Origin of the sequence: Xylanibacter caecicola (assembly GCF_013166515.1) — a bacterium.
Lineage (GTDB): Bacteria > Bacteroidota > Bacteroidia > Bacteroidales > Bacteroidaceae > Prevotella > Prevotella caecicola.
In genome coordinates this window covers 59,110-80,242 of record NZ_JABKKJ010000008.1, presented here as the reverse complement: position 1 = coordinate 80,242, position 21,133 = coordinate 59,110, and the positions used below count along the sequence as shown (strand labels likewise).

The window sequence follows — 21,133 nt, the reverse complement described above, 5'->3', positions numbered from 1 at the left end:
ATGTCTGCAAAAGTTTGCTTATGTCACAATAAGTATGTACTTTTGCATCCGCTAAACCGATTAAAGGTGGCTACGGGGTGTAGCTCAGCCCGGTTAGAGTACGCGTCTGGGGGGCGTGTGGTCGCTGGTTCGAATCCAGTCACCCCGACAGAAAAGGAGTTAGGCATAATGCCCGGCTCCTTTTTTCTTTGGCGTTATTTAATGTAAATTCGATGAATTATCACTCATTTAGTGATGTTTTGGATATACACACCGAGTAGGGATGCTCCATGGAGCATCCGAAACCGCATGGCTTATATCATTCATAATCACAGCGAATTATCACTCATCATCACAACGAATTATTATTCATAATCACATCGGCTGCACCATGGTACAGCCCTACCCGGCGTAGACATTCCGTTCATTATAAATTATAAATTGTCAATTATAAATTAATACAAAGGAGGGGGCAGGGGTGGTTTGTATTATTCTCAAACTCGCGTATTTTATGTATTCGTGCGGAAAAATGTATAGTGCCGGGCAATTATCGTGCAAAAAAAATGTAGCTTTCCGGATGATATTCGTGCGGAAAAATGTAAAACGGATAGAATACATGTCTGTATTTTTTATTTTATCCCGAATCTCTTCCTGTGGCAGGCACTTGTACGCTTACGACATTTTACACACTATTATCGTCTGTCGGCATGAAACAGTGTTATTGTAAACAGCAGATAAACAGATGTTTACGTCTTACACATCTTATATCGGCTGCACCGTTCTATACAAATATCCGTCCTCTTTCCTGTGACAGTTGTGACAGATGTGTACACTTGTTTTATAAAATACGCGAGAATTAAAAAATAGTTATCCTTTAAAGGAAGGGTATTTTTTTATTATACAGAAATGTTATAAAACAAGTGTATACATCTGTCACAAGTGTCACACAAGGTTATGAGGTGATTATGAGGTTATGAGGTTGTAAGGTGGGAGGTCATAAGGTGATAATACCCATGACGCATGAAGCCCCGTGACCTTGCCATAATATCCATTGTCACCTCACGACCTCATAACCTCATAACCTTAAATTCTGCCAATTCCTGCCAATTCCCGCCAACGAGGTTTCATGCTTTTGTATCTTTGCACTGTCAACAAAATAAAAAGCAAATGAACAGCAAAGAAAAATTATCTATAGCCGAAAGTGCGCCACTTAAGGCTGCAAAGTACGCCATTTCACAGCGTAAACCTACGCACTTTGCAACGCAAAGTTACGCACATCACAAGCCAAAGTGGCATACTTTACGTGGGTTTGGAATAAATAAAGAGAGAGCACAAACCTGCATGAGGTTTGCACTCTCTCATTTAATATTGCTTGCCCCATCACCCTACCGGACTGAAAATGCCGGTCGTGGCGTGATAACGTAACCAAAATTATTCGGCACGCAGTGTGAAACGCTTGAAAGCAACAACTGTAAGTTCCTTGTCGGCAGCCTGCAGATACTGTGAAACAGTCTGCTTGCTGTCCTGAATGAACTCCTGATTGAGCAGGCAAGACTCCTTGAAGAACTTAGCCATACGTCCCTTTGCAATGTTCTGTATCATCTGCTCAGGAAGATTTGCAGCTTTCTGCTCTGCTGTTGCAGCCTTCAACTGGCGTATTTCCTCAGCCTGTGCCTCCGTGATGTTACCTTTCATCACACCCTCGTTAAGATGCTCTTCGTTCTCTGCTATATAGAGATTGAAGCCAGCCTTCTTAAGAGCAGCCTCTACAGCCTTCTGTACCTGCTCTTCTTTTGTCTTCTGGATGGCAACTTTCAATTCGTTGTCCTTCACCTCCTGAGGAACAGAAGCCTCATCAAGAGCAACAGGATTCATAGCTGCAACCTGCATGGCGATAGCATGTGCCTGCTCTTCTGCCGGTTTGTTGGTCTGAACCATTGTACAGAGAGTGTTGTTGTTCATGTGGTTGTACACAGAAACGTTCTCTCCCTCAAGGTATGAATAGCCGTCGAGTTCAACTTTCTCACCGGTGATACCGGAACGGTTTATCACCTCTGCCTCAACTGTTGCACCGTTTATTGTAAGAGCCTTAACCTCGTCAATAGTCTTAGCCTTAGCAGCTACGGCTGCATCAAGGATAGCTTGTGTCAGAGCAATGAACTCTTTGCCGTTTGCTACGAAATCGGTTTCACACTTCAAGGCGATGATTGCAGAGAAGCCGTCTGCGCTCTTTACAAGTACACAACCATTCGAAGTTTCGCGGTCTGAACGCTTTGCAGCGATAGCCTTACCTTTCTCGCGGATAATCTCCACAGCCTTGTCGAAATCGCCGTCAGTCTCGGTCAGAGCCTTCTTGCAGTCTGCAAGACCGGCACCTGTCATCTTACGGATTTTCTGTATATCTGCTATTGAAATAGCCATAATCTTTACTTTATTAAATTGTAAGCATTAAAAATAATTACTCTGCTGCAGGAGCTTCTGTCTCTGCCTCAACTGTAGCTTCCTCTTTAGGAGCGGCATCCTTACGTGCCTTGCGTGTACGCTTGGGTTTGTCTTCCACTGCATCAGCCTCAGCCTGTTCCTTTGCAGCTTTCTCGTCTGCCTTTTCAACCTTACGCTCTTCCAGACCTTCAGCGATAGCAGCGCAGCAAGCATCCAGGATTACCTCAACGCTGTCCTTTGCATCATCGTTGGCAGGAATCATAAAATCTACATTGTTGGGATCGGAGTTTGTATCAACGATAGCAAAAACAGGTATACCCAGACGATTAGCCTCTTTAACGGCAATAGCTTCTTTCATTACGTCTACAACAAAAAGTGCGGACGGAAGACGTGTAAGGTCGGCAATAGAACCGAGGTTCTTCTCCAGCTTTGCACGCTGACGGCTGATCTGAAGAATTTCACGCTTTGAAAGATTTGAATATGTACCGTCGTTCATCAGCTTGTCGATGTTCGCCATCTTCTTTACAGCCTTGCGGATTGTAGGGAAGTTTGTAAGCATACCACCCGGCCAACGCTCGATTACATAAGGCATGTTTACGGCAGCTGCCTTGTCTGCAACAATGTCTTTTGTCTGTTTCTTAGTAGCAACGAACAGGATTTTCTTTCCTGACTTGGCAATCTGCTTCAAAGCATCTGCAGCCTCGTCTATCTTAGCCACAGTCTTATGAAGGTCTATAATGTGAATGCCGTTACGCTCCATAAATATATAAGGAGCCATGGCGGGATTCCACTTACGCTTGAGGTGACCGAAATGACATCCGGCCTGCAACAGCATATCAAAATTAGTTCTTGACATTTTCTTTCGTTTTTTAATTGTTTTGTTTACTTTCTTTTTAGTTTTGTTAGAACCAATCCGAAGGTAATCTGAATGGAAACTCAAAGAGAGTCCCTCGGATTTAGATGCTAAACGTGTCCAGTTACGACCGGCTTCAGGCACAACGGCACACGCAATGCCATTCTCCGCAAGCCATGCCGATATTAACGCTTACTGAACTGGAAGCGACGACGAGCCTTCGGCTGACCCGGCTTCTTACGCTCAACAGCACGTGAGTCGCGTGTAAGGAAACCTTTAACCTTCAGAGCTTTCTTGTCTTCGGCATTGATCTTAACCAAAGCACGTGCAATGGCAAGACGCAGAGCCTGGCTCTGACCTGTAAAGCCACCACCGTCAAGGTTTGCCTTGATGTCGTATTTGCCCTCTACCTCAAGAGTCTGCAGAGGCTGCTTAACAACATACTGAAGTATTGCAGAAGGGAAATACTCAGTGAGATCCTTCTTGTTTATGGTAATTTTGCCTGTACCTTCGCTTACGTAAACACGTGCAATTGCACTCTTACGGCGACCTATCGCATTTATTACTTCCATTATCGTCTAATTATTTATACTGGTTAATATCAATTGCTTTTGGCTTCTGTGCCTGCTTGTCATGCTCCGTACCGTTGAAGATATAGAGGTTTTTCAAGAGGCTGCGTCCCAACGGACCTTTCGGAAGCATACCTTTCACTGCATGACGGAGTATTCTGTCTGCGCCGTCTTCCCTTGTACGAAGCTGCGCAGGAGTGTTAAAGCGCTGTCCGCCGGGATAACCAGTATAGCGTGTATATACCTTGTCAGTTTCTTTCTTTCCGGTAAATACCACTTTCTTGGCATTGATGATGATAACGTTGTCTCCACAATCCACGTGAGGTGTGAAATTGGGTTTGTACTTTCCACGGAGAAGTTTAGCCACTTTAGAGCAAAGACGACCAACGACCTGGTCTGTAGCATCGATAACTACCCACTCTTTATTGACAGTCTCCTTGTTTGCGGAAATAGTCTTGTAACTTAAAGTGTTCATTTCTTTAATTTAATTTTACTACTAAAAAACGTTTTTCTAATTATTTTATCCGTCAAAACCATACTGACTGCAACAGGTTTTCCCATCACAATCATTACAGTCTTATCGTTAGACAGCGATTCACTAACCGTAGTGCCCGGCCAAAAGCACGACTATTAACACTCTGTCTGCGAGGCTCTAAGTACACCTCAATAAATAATCGGACTGCAAAGTTATATCTTTTTCTTATATTTTAATATGTATTATTTAGGACTTACTGATTTATTTACGATTATTTAACGATTGATTAAAAAGGAGACGTGTGTTAATTTATAATTCATAATGCGAGGAGAGGGGGGATGACCATATGCTTGCGCCGGGTAGGGATGTTCCCTGGAACATCCGAAACCGCATGGCACATAAATCCACCTCTCCTCGCATTATCAATTATAAATTATATACGCGCCTTGTTGCTTCGGCTGCACCATGGTACAGCCCTACACAGTGCAAGCATATGGTCATCCCCCTCCATTATAAATTATAAATTGTCAATTATAAATTAATATAATTCACTATCTTTGTAGAAGATAAGCTGCGCCTCAGCAATTTCAAACAAGTTTGATTGCGTTCGGCTTGCATTATCTTTGCATTAACAGATATAATAAAAGACATGGCAGACAACAACAAATATAAGAACGATGAGCTTGCAATGCTGCATAAGACACTGCACGAAATACTGGCAGAAGTAATAAGAATATGCAACAAGCACGACATTCCTTACTTTATGATAGGCGGTTCCGCCATAGGAGCGTTCTTTTACAACGACATCATACCCTTTGACGATGATATAGACATTGGTATGACACGCGAAAATTATGAAAGATTTCTAAACATCGCACCAAAAGAACTATCCCCGGGATATTTCCTACAATGGGTAGGAACAGACCGGCACACACCTTATTATTTTGCAAAAGTAAGGAAAGACAACACATTGTTTATAGAAGACAGCGTGAAAAACATCAAGATGCACCACGGAATATTCGTGGACATATTCCCGATAGACAAGGTTCCTGACAATCCCACATTGCAGCACATACAAAGAAAAGTCGCAAACTTCTTCAACGAATGCCTCGTGGCAAAAGAAGTGTGGCTTTGGAAATATTGCGGAAAATGCGAGATAGACATTCCGAACGAACACGGCTTCATAAACTGCCTGCTCAACAGAATCGTGATATCCATACTGCCCAAACGCACTATATACAATATCCTGCGCCATATACAGGATGCATTCAACAATGGAGACAGCCATACCTATTATAATATAGTGATGACAAAGGTCGACCATATTGCCGTCAAGGATATAGAAAACCTAAAGACTGTAAGATTCGGAGACGCGGAAGCGTATGTCCCCGACAACGTAGAAACATATCTCCGCCGCCACTATCCCAATCTGCGAAAGGAAATTCCAGAAGAGGAACAAGTGACACACCGCCCTATGAGACTAAAGTTTTAATTTATAATTCATAATGAATAATTTATAATGAGAGAGATGTGTGTATGCCTGCGCCGAAGTAGGGCTGTACCATGGTGCAGCCGAAGCAATAGGGACGTATGTAATATAACAGGAAATATGAATTTGACGAATTCACATTAATATAATAGGGAATATGAAAATCAAAAAGGTGAAACGAGAAACATTCTCATTCCACCTTTTAATTAATACAGTATTACAAATTGTGCTTATTCGTCATCGCTCCAACGTTGATCACCATACTTGCCGTACATATCGCGATAAGCTATGTTGACTTTGAAATTACCGTTTGCAGCATCAATCCAGAAATCTTTAGAACTTGCAGGTAGCTCGTTACCTAATTCATAACCCGAGTTCCACAATTGGTCACTTGTATAGAATGTGTTTTCTACCGTCTGCTGCCCCTTCATACTACAACCCTTTATAGTCTTGGCTCCGTCAGAACCATTGAACGGACCGATTAGAGTGTTGCTGACATTCGGAGTGATGCCCAGTTTGTTGACATCTATCAGAGACTTACCGGCTTGTACGCAATTATATATCGTACAATGGTCAATGTTTACATTAATGCCTTCCTGAGCAACATTTATAAGCGCACCTGCAGCAACTCCGGAAATTGTCGTATTTGACAAATTCAACGAACCGATTGTCATGTTCTTCTGGTCTTTACTGTTGAAGAAACCATATGAACCGATGTTACTTATCTCACAGTTATTAACCGTAATCTCGCCGACATGTCCTCCTGTTATGTTCTGGAAACGTATTACGCCGCGTGTATTCATTATGGTACATTTCTCAACCTGAAGTTTTCCTATATTGTTACCACCGCTGATATTGAGAACATAATTATCACTCGGACCATTGTTTACAAGATTAATATTATAGAAGCGCACAATATCTTTGTCGCCATCTATTCCGGCACCACGTATATGGAATGTAGGTTTGCCTTCTCCTGCCGCACCCCAGAAATATATACTCTTGATGTTGGCAGGTATCTTCGGTGTCTTGTAGTTTCCGTCCTCGCCTACAGGCATGTAATAGTCAAGTCCCTGCGGCATGAGGATAACCAGCTTGTCGTTTGCAGAATTTTCAAGGATGGCATTGAGGTCATCACCTTCAGCAAGATTAATGATATCGTGTCCCTCCGGGAAATCCTCGGTTGTCTTAAACGACATGTTGCCACGTACATTATCGCCGTTCCACAGTTTTATTCTGTATGTGCTGTTGTCTTTCAGACCTGTAACATTTACCACACCGTTTTCAAAATCTATGGCAGAGTCATCAACTCGAGTAGAGTCTTCATCCTTATATACATACGCTGCGTCGATAGTCTTTTCAGCATTGTAATATACCACAGCCGAGTGTGAGCTCGGGATGATATTGGTTATTATCTGCTCGCTCTTTGTCTTGAAAGAATACTTTGTAAGATACTTCCATTTGCTCACTTTGTCGTTTTCGCCAAGTGTACGCATACGGAGGAAGTATTTTGTAGAACCTTCAAGGTTATATATTGTGTCAGGAGAAGATGTCAGCTCGACAATCAGGCTGTTGCCATTGGCATTCAGTTCTATCTCGTCATACAATGAGTCTCTGCTCACCTCTACCTGATAACCTTTGGCACCCGGTATTTTGCCAAATACCACGGCAACTTTATCATCAAGCGGATCTACTGTCAGTGATGTAGGGTGGAACATGCGGTCGAAGTTGCTGTCCACATCCCAATCGTTGTCATCGCAGCACGATGTAAATGCTGCTGCACCCAGAAACAACAGTGAACCAAGCGCAATTGAATATTTAGATTTGAAATTCATACTTTTTCTTTTTATCGTTTAATAACCATAAGAGTTTGCAATTTTCCCCTGAGCATCGGCTATCGTACTTGTCGATATAGGCATCAGATAACGGTTCTTAACCGTTGAGTTCAATCCGGCGCTTATATAGTCAAGTGCAACAATCGGGTTCTTTCCCGGATTTGTATCGGTTGAAGGCGTACCCCACCATGCCACCTTTGAGTAGCCATTCTTTTGATAGTTTGCCTTAATATCCTCATCCGGTTCTTCATACCAGCATACAGACGACATGTCGATTTTCTCTTCATTTCCCTCTTTGATTACCTTATAATACAATTCTTTGGGATAAACATTCTCCATCTGATATCTGAATGTTTCCTTGAACTCGTCGATCTTCTTGCTCAACAGGTTCCAGCGCTCAAGCTCGAACTTACGCACGCCTTCGCCGGCAAACTCCCAGGCGTTCTCCTGTACAACAGCCTCAAAGAATGCGTTTTTGTCTGCAGGAAGTGCATCTACGTATGCCTTTGCATCTGCTTTATCTGCCTCGGCAAATGCACGTGTGTGTACCATTTCCAATGCCTGACGTGCAGTAAGTCCTGCTCCGCCTGTTGCATCATCAGGATTACCGTTAAGTTCGTTGAGAACCTCTGCATACATTAGCAGCACCTGCGGATAGCGCATTTTTATGGTATTTATACCGGTAGGCACCTTCTCTGTGCTTCCCAATGCAGCCTGACGCCACTCTTCGTTCATCTTGCGGATGTCCCACTTTGCCACATATATGCCGAAAGGTACGTTTTTCTGCATGTTTTCCTTCAATACTCCGTTCTCTTCTTTCAACTCATACGTAGCACAAGTCAGGTCACGACGAAGGTCTTTTCTGTCAAACGACCAGAAGAAAGGAGCAGTAAGTTTCACCTTACCTGATGAGTTACCTTTAGGTCCATACTTTGAAGATGCTCCGCTGATACGCACACCCACGGTATAACCAAACTCACCGCTCTTGTTCAGTCCCATCGGAACTTCAAATATATTTTCATTATATTTGCTGTCAAGCTCTCTCTGATTTACAAGATACCACTGGTCTGCGATGCTCGGATTAAGCTGATGAACACCACTTGATATTACAGCGTTAAGATGCGACAGCGCAAGTTGATAATACTTCTGACGTTCTGCTGCACCGGGGCGCTGTGTAGGATATGTGGGGTCGCTGTTTTCTGCAGCTGTCTCATATCCGTCCTTTGCATGCTCGCGTATTGCCCATCCGGCACGTTGCAGCGCCATGTGTGCAAGCAGCGCGTGTGCATATCCCTTTGTAACATGTTCTGTTGTATAGCTGTTTTCGCCAGCCCACGGCAACAGTTCCACAGCTTCTTCGAGCGTACCGATAAGAGCATCCATTATCTCGTCGCGGTCGGTCTTCTCAAGATACACATTGCTAAGGTCTGTCTTTGTCTCAGCCAGTTTCAATGGCACGTCGCCATAGTTGCGTATAAGGTCGAAGTAAAGCATTGCTCTAAGCGTCAGCGCTTCACCCTTATATCTTTGCACCTGACGGCTTTCTGCAGAAGTGCCCTCTATCAGCGAGCTTCCGTTAAGTCCGTCGATAACGTTGTTGCAGTATTCTATTGCAGTATATAAATTGTCCCATGCCGTCTGTGCTTTGTTCCATCCGCCGGCAACAGCATTATAATTCATATAACTTCTCTCACTGCCCTGTGCCGTATAGCTTGCAGCATCTCCTGCATCGACAAGCTCGATGTCGGTGTTCAGCGATGTTGTAAATGCCATCACCTGCGCATACGTTCCGTCCTCGGTGAGCGCACCGTATGCCTTGTTCAGAACCAAGCTCGAATAATACGGCGAGTTCCATACATTAGAAGGGGTATGTTCCGAATCAGAACTCTGGTCGAGAAAATCGTTGCAAGATGTTGCAGATACAGCCAGACCGCACAACAATAATGTCTTTATTATATTTGTTTTCATAATGATATTTCTTTATGATATGATTAGAATGAAACGTTCACGCCGAATACATACAGACGGCTCTTTGGATATGTGGCAATATCGATACCCGGACACATCGGGTTCTTCTTGCTCTGTGTGTCTGCCTCGGGGTCTGATCCTGAATATCCGGTGATGGTCAGCAGGTTGTAACCTGTGAAGTAGAAACGGACATTGCTGAGAAACAGCTTGTTGACAACAGACTTCGGAAGAGTATAACCCAGAGTCACGTTCTGCACGCGCAGGAATGAAGCGCTTTCAACATAGTCACTGATAAGAGACATCTTGTTTACAACAACCGGGTTATAAATAGAGGCATTGCTGTTTATTTCGTTAAGACGTGCAATGGCAGCTTCAGGACTTCCGTATGCAGCCACAACATCGGCATTCGACGGGTTATAGAGGTTAAGTCCTGTTTCGATATCAAAACCTGTATATCTGTTTGTGAAGTCACCGTTGATGTTATAACCCTTACGAGACTGTCCGTAGAAACTTGAAATCATCTTCGCACCGTTTATGCGCTTGTTACCCAAAGAAAAGTTGCAGAATACAGACGCGTCAAAGCCATGGAATGTGGCGTTGAGACCGAAACCTCCCTGCCATGGTGCTATGGTATTGCCAAGACGCTGCTTCAAAGCCTTTCCGTTTTCATCAACTTCAATCTTCAGTGCACCCGGCTTCAGCTGTCCGCCAATAACCTTTGTACCTTCGTCCAGCACACCTTCGCGCAGTGTCCATGCCTTGCCGTTCCATATCAAATCACCGTCAGGGTTTGTATTTGCATCGTATGCGGTATAGAAGCCCTTTGTCTTGTATCCCCATACTTCGCCGATACGTCCGCCTTCTACAATACGGAAATTCTCGTTGTCATCGAATGTTGAACCTGCCCACTTGAAGTTCTGGAATTCGGTGTCGGTATTCAGTTTGTCAATCTTGTTGCGGTTGTATGAAATGTTACCGGTGAAATTAAGGGTAAAGTTCTTCTTCTCCACGATAGACGCGTTTACAGTAAGCTCGACACCCTTGTTTGAAGTCTGTCCGAAATTCTGATACTGATACTGATAACCTGATATCGTAGGTATCTGTGTCTGCATCAACAGGTCTTTGGTTGTGTTCCAATAGAAATCCAACGTACCGTTGATACGTCCGCCCAAGAAGCCGTAGTCGATACCGAAGTTACGTGTGATTGTTGTTTCCCACTTCAAGTCGGGGTTTGCCAATGTGTTATGATAAAGCATAACGGCAACTAGCTCGTTAAAGTAAGGAGCCTTTGCTTTAGCATCGGTAAGGTCGTATGTTGTTTCCACCAAACCGCTCTTGATACGGTTGTTACCGGCAGTACCGAAGCTCAAACGTGCTTTAAGGTTAGACAGCCAGTTGATATCTTTCATGAATCCCTCTTCGCTGATGCGCCATGCGATAGCTGCTGATGGGAAGTAGCCCCAACGGTTGCCCTTTGCGAACTTTGAACTTCCGTCAGCACGCAATGTTGCAGTAAAGAGATATTTGTCTGCGTATGTATAGTTGATACGTCCGAAAAACGATACCATATTGTCTTTACGTCCGAAGTTGCTGTAGTTGTTCAAAGCCAAACCTGCACCCTGATTTGCCAACACTTCCGGGAGAGTCATTGATGTGGGGAAGTTTACTGAGTAAGTTCTGTAAACATCTGTCTGCGAACTTGACCATTCCTGACCGACAAGTACATTCAGACGGTCGTCTTTTGTAAATATGTTCTTGTTATCGTATGTAATGGTGTTAGCATTACGCCAGTTACGCGATTCGTCGCGGTCTATCTCAGACTGCGGTCTTCCTGAATATCCAAGCGGAGAGTTCTTTGATGCTACGCAGCCGTAAGCGTTTGAAGACTTGGCGTTATACCATGAATATCCGAACTCGCTGCGCAATGTGAGATGCTTGAAAGGCTTCCAGTTGATTCCGGCATTGTAGTTCTGACGGAAACGGCGCTGCTGCTTGTAAGTGTCCAACATACGGTCGTAAGGGCTGCCCTCGGAAGAAGATGTCTTGTCTTCATCCTCTTCCACATCTTCCGTCAGCGGATCAACCGGGCGGAATGTTATAGTCTTGTTTACCAAAGAGTTTGACACGTTGTTGTCTGTAATGTCCGCACCCGAGCTAAGACCGTTTACAACCTGATAGCTCATACGTGCATTGAAGTCGAGTGACAACCACTTGTTGATTTGCGTGTTAAGTTTTGCATTGATGTTGTCTTTCGTAAAGTCAGAAGCCAACATGATGCTCTTGTCATCAGTACGCGAGTAGCTTACATTGAACTTTGTCTCCTTTGTACCACCGCTTACAGACAAGTTGTATATCTGCTGAATACCTGTGCGACCGAAAAGCTTGTCCTGCCAGTCGTTGCCTTTTACAGATTTCCATATTTCAAGGTCGTCATAATCTCCATATCCTGTGTTGCCCATTTCATACTGATAAAGGGCAAAGTTATAAGGATCGAGCACTTCTATCTCGTTAGAAATCTTGCGTACACCCAACGAAGCGTTGAAGTTGACATTCACCTTACCTTCCTTACCTCCCTTTGTAGTAATGATGATAACACCGTTTGCACCACGCGCACCATAGATTGCCGTAGACGAAGCATCTTTAAGCACGTCGATTGTCTCAATGTCGCTCGGAGCGATGTCGCTGATGCTTGATACAGGAAAACCGTCAACGATGAACAGCGGAGAGTTGTCCTGTGATATAGAACCGCCACCACGTACACGAATGGTAACCTCTGCATCGGGAGAACCTTCAGTAGACATAACGTTCACACCTGCCAGTTTACCCTGCATGGCTTCTGCCGCTGTAGAAACCGGAATGTTAGCAAGTTCTTTTGCCGATACCGAAGCCACCGACCCGGTAAGGTCTTTCTTCCTTACGGTACCATAACCGATTACAACGACGTCGTTAAGGCCTGTGGCCTCGTCTTCCATCGTCACGTTCACACTTGTCTTTCCTGCAACGTTTACAGTCTTCGTCTTCATACCGATGTATGAGATCTGAAGCTGCTTGCCCGAGGTAAGACCGATGGAGAAGTTTCCGTCGAGGTCTGTAGCCACGATGTTCTTCGTTCCCTTCTCCTGGACCGTGGCGCCTATTACAGGCTCGCCACTGCTGTCCTTCACGTTTCCCTTAACAGTCTGCGCCGACAGGCTCATGCCCATCAGGGCGAAGAGGCATACGAGCGCAACTCGTAAAGTTTTTAAATTACCAGACATAAATGTTATTAATTTAATTGATTAGTAACACTTTTATGCCATGCTGTCGGGTATTGGTTATATAAAAAATGCGGATGGCACAAGAGTGCCATCCGCATTGAGTTTTAGAATAATTATTCCTTAAGGATTCCAGCGTTTGTCGCCATATCCGCCCTTAACGATATCTTCGTTACCATAAGTGAAATCGCCTGCGGCAGCGTTCTTATACTGCGGATCGATTGATGCAGGAGATGCAGTGTCTGTAAACAGATTTGTCTTACCTGCATCCGAACCGTCAAGAACCTGCAACTTTGCACAATTATGATAATTGTTGTTTCTGAAAGTAGGAACAGCAGTCTTGCTTTGGTTACTCCATGTAGCCGCTGTATTAGAAACGATGTTGTTCGTCCAGTTTATAGATGATCCGACATAGCGGACATACAGCAGTCGTTTACCGCTTGTATTTGAAGCGGCATCAATCGTACATTGGTTCACATTTACAACAGGACTTCCGCCAAGCGCGCCCGATGCATCGTCTATACGGATAAAGTCACGTGCCGCACAACTTGCATATATTGTGCTGTTTGTAAGATTGAACACGTCCATGCGACCCTTGCGGCAGTCGAACATGTCACCGCCCTCGCATATTATATCATGTATCAGACAGTTGTTGAAAGTAACCTCGGGGATTGCAGCTGCGACATTAACATATATCACGCCCTTCGTATAATTCTTTATCTCCGCATTATTTACAGAGACCTTTCCTATCGATGTACCCTTTACGTTGATAAACTGGTCGCCACTTGTGCCTGTTCCGTCGAAATTAACCTGATTGATTGTCAGTGTAGCTCCGTCCTGCAACTCTATGCGTCCGTTTATCGTAGGAACATTTGTGGGATAGATACCCTTTATCGTTATGTTCTTAGAAACTTTCAGCGAACCGGCTGTTGCGTTCTCGCCTCCGTCCACGGTATAAGTGCCTCCATAAAGAGCAAACACTTGTCCGTCTGTTGCATTCTCTATTACGGACTGGATATTGTCATCCGGAGAAACAGTCGTAGCGCCGTCAAGGTCTATAATGGTGGTAATGCTCTTGCTTCCACGCTCCTTGTTGCCGTTATACAGCTTTATTGTATACTTTGTCTCGGGCGACAGTCCCTCGATTTTGGCGCGTCCTGCCTCAATTTCCTCGGCTGTAAGGTCTTTTGACGCAACCTCGGCTTCGCTCTCGTCAAGGGCAACAAGACGTGTAACCTCCTCGCCCGCAGGCCATGACATCGTTACGCTTCTGTCTGCAATATCTGTCTCTTTTGGAGTAATGAGTATCTGCTGCGCGGCTGTGCGGAATGAAACCGTGCTCCATTTTGAGTTACGGCTCTCATCTTCACCGTCTACAGCCATAACCCTTACAGAATAGTCTGTGTCATAAATCAGTCCTGTCACGCTGCAACTGTTCTCCGTTGTCTCATACGTCTGTGCGGGTGTGCCTTCAAACGCCATGCTGTTGTCATCGGCAAAAACCTCCACCACATATTTCGAAGCACCCTCGGATGCCATCCATTGCAGGTTGGCACTGTTCTGCGTAACGTTCTTTGCATCAAGGTCAACAGGTGAGAACACACGTCCGTAGACAATGTTTGCAATCTCATCCATCGGGTCGCTGCACGATGTCAGGGCAAGAGTGCCAAGCCCCAACATACATGCGAATATTATTTTCTTGTTCATAGTTACTTTTTTGTTTGTTGATTAATTAGTCTGAAAGCTGACCGTAGTTTCCGTCATTGTTTATCAGTCCGTTACTGCTGTTTACGAATGTCTGCCAGATAGGCCACAGACAGTTGAGGCTCGGGGTGTTAACATAAATACCGTTGATATAGTCCTCTTTAAGTTTCAGACCGTCCTTGCCCTCAAACCAGTCTTTCGATGCAAAGCCGGCATCTTTCAGTTCGGTGCTTATAGCTTCTGTGTCATCGCCGTGGTTCAGACCGTAGATAATGATAGACTCTCCGTTGGGATTGGGCGAGTCACCCATATACATATTATATTGGTTTATCAGTGCTGCATCGCCCTCACTGTATATCTTTGTATAAACCTTTACAGGCAGGTCTGCATACTCACCCTGACGGTTTGCCAGACGTGTCAGTTTCTCCTTACACTCAGCCATCTTCTCATCGATGATGCCCCAGCGCACGAGGTCTGCCTTACGCAGTGCCTCACCTGCAAATTCCAGTGCACGCTGATCAACTATTCCGTTATGGAAGGCTTCTTTGCTTGCAGTGTACTTTGCCTTCAGTTCGGCAACCTTGGCTGCGGGCAACGCACGGCTGAGCACCGGTTCCATATACTGCCATGCAGCATCCGGACCGTCAAGCTGGTTTACTGCCTCTGCTGCCATGAGATAAACATCGGCAAGACGCATATACTGCCAGTTGATACCGTCGTCGTTCGTTGAAGTTACGATGCGCTTCATCCACTCATAGCGCAGTTTTCCGAAGCACCACTTATCTATAGAGCTGAGTTCCTGATACGACTTGCCGGCAACAAGCTCCTTGCTCCACTTGTAAGGTACACATGTTATGTCGCGGCGTACATCGTTCACGTCATAGTCGTAGAACAGGTAAGGCATCGGTGAGTTTGTACCGCCCTGTGCCTGCTGTGTATACTGGTCTTTTGCCTGGTGGTATACACCCCATGTATAGAGCACACGTCCGCGGCTGTCAGAGAACGGTATCTCCCAAAGGCTTTCGCCGCCTGCCGTAACATTGTCCTGCGAAAGTTTCTTGAAGTTGTCGGCAAATTCTCCGAGAGTATTGCGGCGGCTGTTGATGATGTCTATACACTCTTCCTTTACAATCTGATACATTTTGCTGGTCTCCAGCTCAGGGTCATTGCTCTTACGGAAGCCGTCGCCGCGCAGTCCGTATCCGCCTGCATAGAGGGCGATACGTGCACGCAGACCTTTTACAAAGCTCTTGCTCACGCGTTCTGTGGAAGATGTGATAGAGTTTTCGTTGGGCCAGTAACAATAGTCCTCTGCCTCTTTCAGGTCGGCAAGGAGCTGCTTGTAAATCACGTCGCGGTTTGTACGCGGCTTATACATGTTCTCGCTGTTGTTCGGTTTAAAACGTGCCGGAACGTCGCCCCATGCCTTTGTAAGATCGGTGTATATCACTGCACGCAACGTGAGTGCCTCACCGAGAAGCTGTGCCATATTGGGGTTGGATGCCGTGTTGCCATACTGGCGCAGACCCTTTATGGCAAGGTTTGCACGCTCTATTCCCTCATAGAACTTGGCGTATGCATTGTTGTCGGTATTCATCTGACCGTTGTTTGGCAGTGTTGAATAGTTCCACAGGCTTTGCTTGTCGTCTGTCTTTGAGGCAAGCGAAGGCGTGGACCGTCCGCCTGTTTCCACGTCGCTGTTAAGTCCGTAATACGGCAGGAAGCGTCCGCGGTAAGAGTTTGTCTCGCCAAACGACTGGTGAATTGACATTACTTCTGCCTCTGCGAGCGAGTATACGGAGAACACCGACGACTCGTCCAGTGACGAGATAGACGGAGAGTCCATGTCGCAGGCTGTTGTCACTCCTACAAGTGCAACCGATAATATCGATAATTTTATATATTTGTTCATGATAAATATTTCCTTTTTATTAGAAGTTCAAGTTAAGTCCGAAAACATACTGGCGGCTGCGGGGATATCCCGAGTAGTCCACACATGGCGTAAGGGCATTCTTCCTGATACAGTCTGACTCAGGGTCAAAGCCGCTATAACCTGTTATCGTGAATACATTGTAGCATGTGGCATAGAAACGCAGGCTGCCTATGCGCATCTTGTTTGTCACGCTCTTCGGCAGTGTATATCCGAGTGTGAGCGTGTTGAGGCGCAGGAACGACGCATCTTCTACAGCCCAGTCTGTCAGCACCATTTTGCTCATGTACGGGCTCCACATCGTTGTGTTCTTGTTAAGCTCGGCAAGAGCGACAGGGTCATTGCAGAGCGTTCCGTCCGGATTGAGGTTTGTCCAGCGGTTGCCGTCTGCCATGATGTCTATCATGTTGCGATACTGATATTTTGACGTTGATGTATACTCTATCTTGTTGGCATTGTAAACCTGGTTGCCTACGCTGAAGTTGAAGTTTGCGCTCAGGTCAAATCCGTAAGCATGTGCGTTTATGCCGAAACCTCCGGTGAAGTCAGGATTTACATTACCTATTATAACGTTGTCCTCATCGCCGATGACACCGTTTCTGTTACCTTCAGCATCAGGCTGGTCCACAAGTTTCAGGGATCCGGGGCGTACGGCACCGATTATTGCCGAAGCATCGGCAACGCCTTCTTTCAGCTTCCATGTGTTTGTGGCTGCGTCATAACCTTCGAAATCGCTTACTTCATAGCGTCCGGCATTCTGATAACCGCGGATTTCTCCTACCTGACCGCCAACGGCAATCCAGTAGTCCTGACCGATTTCTGTTGAAGCCCATGCCGTGTTCATACCGAAGTCTTTCATTGCACCGAGGTCTTTAATCTTGCTCTTGTTGAAGCCGATGTTTCCGTTTATGTCTATGCCCCAGTTCTTCTTGTCTATCGCATGCCATGTGAAAGACAGTTCAAGACCCTTGTTCTCCGTCTCACCCATGTTTCTGTACTGCGTGTCATATCCTGTTCCGCCAACAGGGAATTCGATAAGAAGGTCTTTTGTCGTATTGAGATAAGCCTCAAGGCTACCGCTGAACTTGCCGCCAAACAAAGTGAAGTCGAGACCTACGTTGCGTGTTACGGTCGTTTCCCACTTAAGATCCGGATTAGCCATTGTCTTGGACGGTGCCCAATAGGAAGTAAAACCGTTTATCCATGCCGTAGTCTTTGACAGATATTCCTGTGCCAGCTGACCGGTCGGGATGTTGTTGTTACCTGCCGTACCGTAGCTGAAGCGCAGTTTTAAGTCATCGAGCCAGCTCTTTGTGCTCTTCATGAAGTTTTCAGAACTGATACGCCATGCCAAAGCCATTGAGGGGAAATAACCCCAACGGTTGTCATCGCTGAACTTAGAGGAGGCATCGGCACGGAATGTTGCAGTGAACAGATACTTGCTGTCGAAGTCGTAGTTTACACGTCCGAAGAAAGAGAGCAGCTTGTCGTCAGCCTTATAGAATTTGTCTATGGAGTATGCCTTGCCCTGTGCCGAGAGTTTCCAAGCCGTCTCAGCATCGAAGTCCACGGGGAAACCGTGTGCCTCGTCGGCATCGTCGTTCTGCTTTGTTATCACATACTCATGACCGAGCATTGCATTCAGGTGATGCTTGCTTGTCTTGCCGAAGATAGCCTTGAAGTCATAGCTTGCCGTGTTAGTGTTGCGGAAGCGGTGACGCGATGTAGTTGTCATCCTTATTGCCGGCTTGTTCTGGTTGTCACCCTGCGGCACATTCTTCACATAGTATGTCGTTGTACCCCAGTAGCGCAGGTCTTCCTGATTATAGTCGTCATAACCGAATTCGGTCTTCAGTTTCAAATTCTTATATACTTCCCAACCGAATGAACCTGCAATGTTCAACGTCTTGCGCTCCTTCTTGCGGTCGTTGTCGCTCTGCACCGTAACAGGATTGTAAAGGTTACCAAGATCGTCGTCGTCAGAACCAGCCTCGGCATTAAGGTTTTTGAGAGGTATGGGCGTATATATAACGGCATATTTCAGACGCTTGTCAGAATCGTACACACCTGTGGCATCGTTTGCACCGCCGCCGCGTATGTCCGTCTCCGAATAGCGTGCCTGAAAATCGAGGGTTGTACGCTTTGAAGGCTTGGTATTCAGTTTCAGGCTGAAGTTGTCGCGCTTGAAGTTAGAACCCAGCTGTATTGCCTTGTCGTTCATGTGGGCATAGCTGAAAGCGTATTTGATAGTTTCCGAACCGCCCGTGATGTTCAGGTTCTGGTTGAATGTATGTCCTGTTCTTCCATAGACAATGTCCTGCCAGTCGTTAGCAGCGATATTGTTATACAAATCCATGTCATTGTAGTTTCCGAAGAAGTCGGTGTATGACTCCATCTTCGTCAGGTCTCCGTTGTTCTTCAGCAAAGCAAGTTCATACTGCCACTTTGCATAGTCGTACGGAGTAAGCACATCCATGGTCTTTGCTATCTTCTTTACACTATAATATGCATTATAGCTAACATTGACCTTACCGCTCTTGCCGCTCTTTGTGGTAACAAGGATAACGCCGTTTGCACCGCGGCTACCATAAATTGCAGTAGAAGAAGCGTCTTTCAATACGGTAATATCCTCAATGTCTGAAGCAGGGATGTCGCTGATTGTCTCAACGGGGAATCCGTCAACGATATAAAGCGGGTCATTACTCTGTGTGATAGAACCGCCGCCACGCACGCGTATCTTAACTTCTGCGTCGGGAGAACCTTCGGTCGTGGTTACCTGCACACCCGCCATCTTACCGGTAAGAGCCTCGGAAGCCGAAGCAACGGGCACGGCAACAAGGGCTTTGTTGTCAACTGTGGCGACAGAACCGGTGATGTCTTTTTTCTTCACCGAGCCGTAACCGATTACCACAACGTCGTTAAGACCGGTAGCCTCGTCTTCCAACGTTACGTTTATACTTGTCTTTCCGGCAACGTTAACAGACTTTGTCTTCATACCGATGTACGAAATCTGAAGCTGCTTGCCCGAGGTAAGACTGATGGAGAAGTTTCCGTCGAGGTCTGTTGCCACGGCATTCTTTGTTCCTTTCTCCTGGACGGTGGCACCTATCACCGGCTCGCCACTGCTGTCCTTTACATTTCCTTTAACCGTCTGCGCCGACAGGCTCCCTACTATGAATGTAAAGAGAACTGCTAACGCAATCCGAAAAGTTTTTAAATTACCAGACATAAATGTTACTAAATTAAATTAAACAAAATATTATTTTTTTGATTTGTCTTCATATTATCTTTTAAAGCCTATTACAAACGAACCATGACTTTTATTCAGATTATAGTATCTTTATGTACAGATTTTACTGTTTTACACGCTTTTAATCAACTTAAAATCCACACTAAATTCATGATTTGTCATTTATCTATCAGCTTAGTAGTTAATTAACATATAGTAGTTTGTGCTGCAAAAATAGTATAAATAAATATAACAACAAAATAAAAATGTCTATTTTTACTATATTTTGGTACATTTTTACTGTAACAAGAGCCTTTATTAAGCGAGTTCGGGATAAGTGCATCCTAATATGTCTTCCCACGGGTATGGACTTTTTTCACTTCGTTCAACAACACATCTTGTAAATGTCCACACGCATCGAAGAGGCGTTCGTATCAGAAGTTAAAGTTTTCAATACAAATACCTTGTTGCTTCGTTCTTTTTATCCGTGTAGATGAAATAAAGAACTTTCCTATGTGGCAAGAAAAAATATCTAAAGTTATTGTTTGTTATCCCAACCTCGCATATTAATATTACGTGAGTTCGACGAATTCACGTTAATTTATAAATTGTCAATTATTCATTATTTTGCGCTTTTTCCTTTCTTTTTGATTTCCCATAACCCCGAAATACTGCGATGTTCAGAAAAAAGAAGCTTGTTGGTGCTAAATAACGCAAAAATTCGTGTGCAGACATAATGCATTTGATATCAATTGGTTACGTGTAAAAGTGAGAAAATGTGCATCATTCGGGATAAGAAAGTTGCCTGATTACTATGCGAAAGTTGCCTAATTACGTTCCAAAAGCAGCCATTTTACCATGCAAAAAGCGGCATTTCAGACCCTAAAGGCACGTGCTTTATTCTCTTTTGGACGTGCTTTTAGCAAAAAACGCACGTTCGTTTATCACAAGACGCACGCCTTTTCATCAATTACGACCGCTCTTAACAACTTTTAAAACGTAGAACGAGACTTTCAGATGACGGTTTTGAAATGACAAAATGACACGAAAATCTAATTTAGAGTGAATTCGATGAATTCAAAATAACACTATAAAAATACAACAATTTTCGCTAATCACAAAACTATCAGACAATTAAAATTCATCGAATTTACGTTAATTACAGAAAACGGTCTGTTTTCTCATGTTTTTAAGCATGATTACCGAATTGTTTAAATTGGTGATAAAAGCACTTTTGATTTGGCAAAAGCAAGGCGACATTTTCATCCCTTACAGAATTTTATTGGAAAGGAGAGAAAATATCAAAGGATTAAATGTTAAAGATATGCACGTCGTTTGTTAAAATAAGTTTGACAAACGATAGAAAAACAGTATTAATTTAATTGCTAAAACAGCGAATTTTAACAGAA

General features: G+C 44.6%; 12 protein-coding genes and 1 tRNA gene. 3 read left to right on the top strand and 10 right to left on the bottom strand.

What is annotated here, in order from left to right; all coding sequences use genetic code 11:
• Positions 1-73: 73 nt before the first annotated feature.
• A tRNA-Pro gene (locus HPS54_RS06665) sits at positions 74-148 on the top strand.
• 998 nt (positions 149-1,146) lie between these two features.
• The gene (locus tag HPS54_RS06660) at positions 1,147-1,404 is read left to right on the top strand and encodes a hypothetical protein (RefSeq protein WP_172344689.1); all 258 of its coding nucleotides are present in this window, start codon (positions 1,147-1,149) and stop codon (positions 1,402-1,404) included.
• A 6-nt stretch (positions 1,405-1,410) separates the two neighbouring features.
• Here the strand turns inward: HPS54_RS06660 and tsf are convergent, their stop codons facing one another.
• The 4 genes from tsf to rplM all read right to left on the bottom strand — a co-directional run bounded on the left by tsf (position 1,411) and on the right by rplM (position 4,318).
• A complete protein-coding gene (gene tsf, locus HPS54_RS06655) occupies positions 1,411-2,400 on the bottom strand; it encodes a translation elongation factor Ts (protein ID WP_172344688.1) in 990 nt (329 codons plus the stop codon).
• A 37-nt stretch (positions 2,401-2,437) separates the two neighbouring features.
• Positions 2,438-3,277, bottom strand: coding sequence for a 30S ribosomal protein S2 (rpsB, locus tag HPS54_RS06650; protein ID WP_172344687.1), 840 nt, complete (start codon positions 3,275-3,277; stop codon positions 2,438-2,440).
• Between the two features lie 182 nt (positions 3,278-3,459).
• Complete coding sequence (gene rpsI, locus HPS54_RS06645; protein ID WP_172344686.1) at positions 3,460-3,846, bottom strand: 30S ribosomal protein S9; 387 nt, start codon at positions 3,844-3,846, stop codon at positions 3,460-3,462.
• Positions 3,847-3,856: 10 nt separating this feature from the next.
• Positions 3,857-4,318, bottom strand: a complete 462-nt coding sequence (gene rplM, locus HPS54_RS06640; protein WP_172344685.1) for a 50S ribosomal protein L13 — start codon at positions 4,316-4,318, stop codon at positions 3,857-3,859.
• A 649-nt stretch (positions 4,319-4,967) separates the two neighbouring features.
• On the opposite strand from rplM, the gene HPS54_RS06635 reads away from it, so the two are divergent.
• Positions 4,968-5,810, top strand: coding sequence for a LicD family protein (locus HPS54_RS06635; RefSeq protein WP_172344684.1), 843 nt, complete (start codon positions 4,968-4,970; stop codon positions 5,808-5,810).
• Positions 5,811-6,037: 227 nt separating this feature from the next.
• On the opposite strand, the gene HPS54_RS06630 is transcribed toward HPS54_RS06635, so the two are convergent.
• The 6 genes from HPS54_RS06630 to HPS54_RS06605 all read right to left on the bottom strand — a co-directional run bounded on the left by HPS54_RS06630 (position 6,038) and on the right by HPS54_RS06605 (position 19,724).
• Positions 6,038-7,639, bottom strand: a complete 1,602-nt coding sequence (locus tag HPS54_RS06630) for a DUF5123 domain-containing protein (RefSeq protein WP_172344683.1) — start codon at positions 7,637-7,639, stop codon at positions 6,038-6,040.
• A gap of 18 nt (positions 7,640-7,657) precedes the next feature.
• Positions 7,658-9,607 (bottom strand): RagB/SusD family nutrient uptake outer membrane protein, encoded by a 1,950-nt coding sequence (locus HPS54_RS06625; RefSeq protein WP_172344682.1) that lies wholly within the window; start codon positions 9,605-9,607, stop codon positions 7,658-7,660.
• 23 nt (positions 9,608-9,630) lie between these two features.
• Positions 9,631-12,864 carry a SusC/RagA family TonB-linked outer membrane protein gene (locus HPS54_RS06620; protein ID WP_172344681.1) on the bottom strand — a complete coding sequence of 1,078 codons (3,234 nt, stop codon included), beginning with the start codon at positions 12,862-12,864 and terminating at the stop codon, positions 9,631-9,633.
• Positions 12,865-12,984: 120 nt separating this feature from the next.
• The gene (locus tag HPS54_RS06615) at positions 12,985-14,568 is read right to left on the bottom strand and encodes a fibronectin type III domain-containing protein (protein WP_172344680.1); all 1,584 of its coding nucleotides are present in this window, start codon (positions 14,566-14,568) and stop codon (positions 12,985-12,987) included.
• A 25-nt stretch (positions 14,569-14,593) separates the two neighbouring features.
• Positions 14,594-16,477: a RagB/SusD family nutrient uptake outer membrane protein gene (locus HPS54_RS06610; RefSeq protein ID WP_172344679.1), complete on the bottom strand. Its 1,884-nt coding sequence runs from the start codon at positions 16,475-16,477 to the stop codon at positions 14,594-14,596.
• 19 nt (positions 16,478-16,496) lie between these two features.
• Positions 16,497-19,724: a SusC/RagA family TonB-linked outer membrane protein gene (locus HPS54_RS06605; RefSeq protein WP_172344678.1), complete on the bottom strand. Its 3,228-nt coding sequence runs from the start codon at positions 19,722-19,724 to the stop codon at positions 16,497-16,499.
• Positions 19,725-21,133: the final 1,409 nt, after the last annotated feature.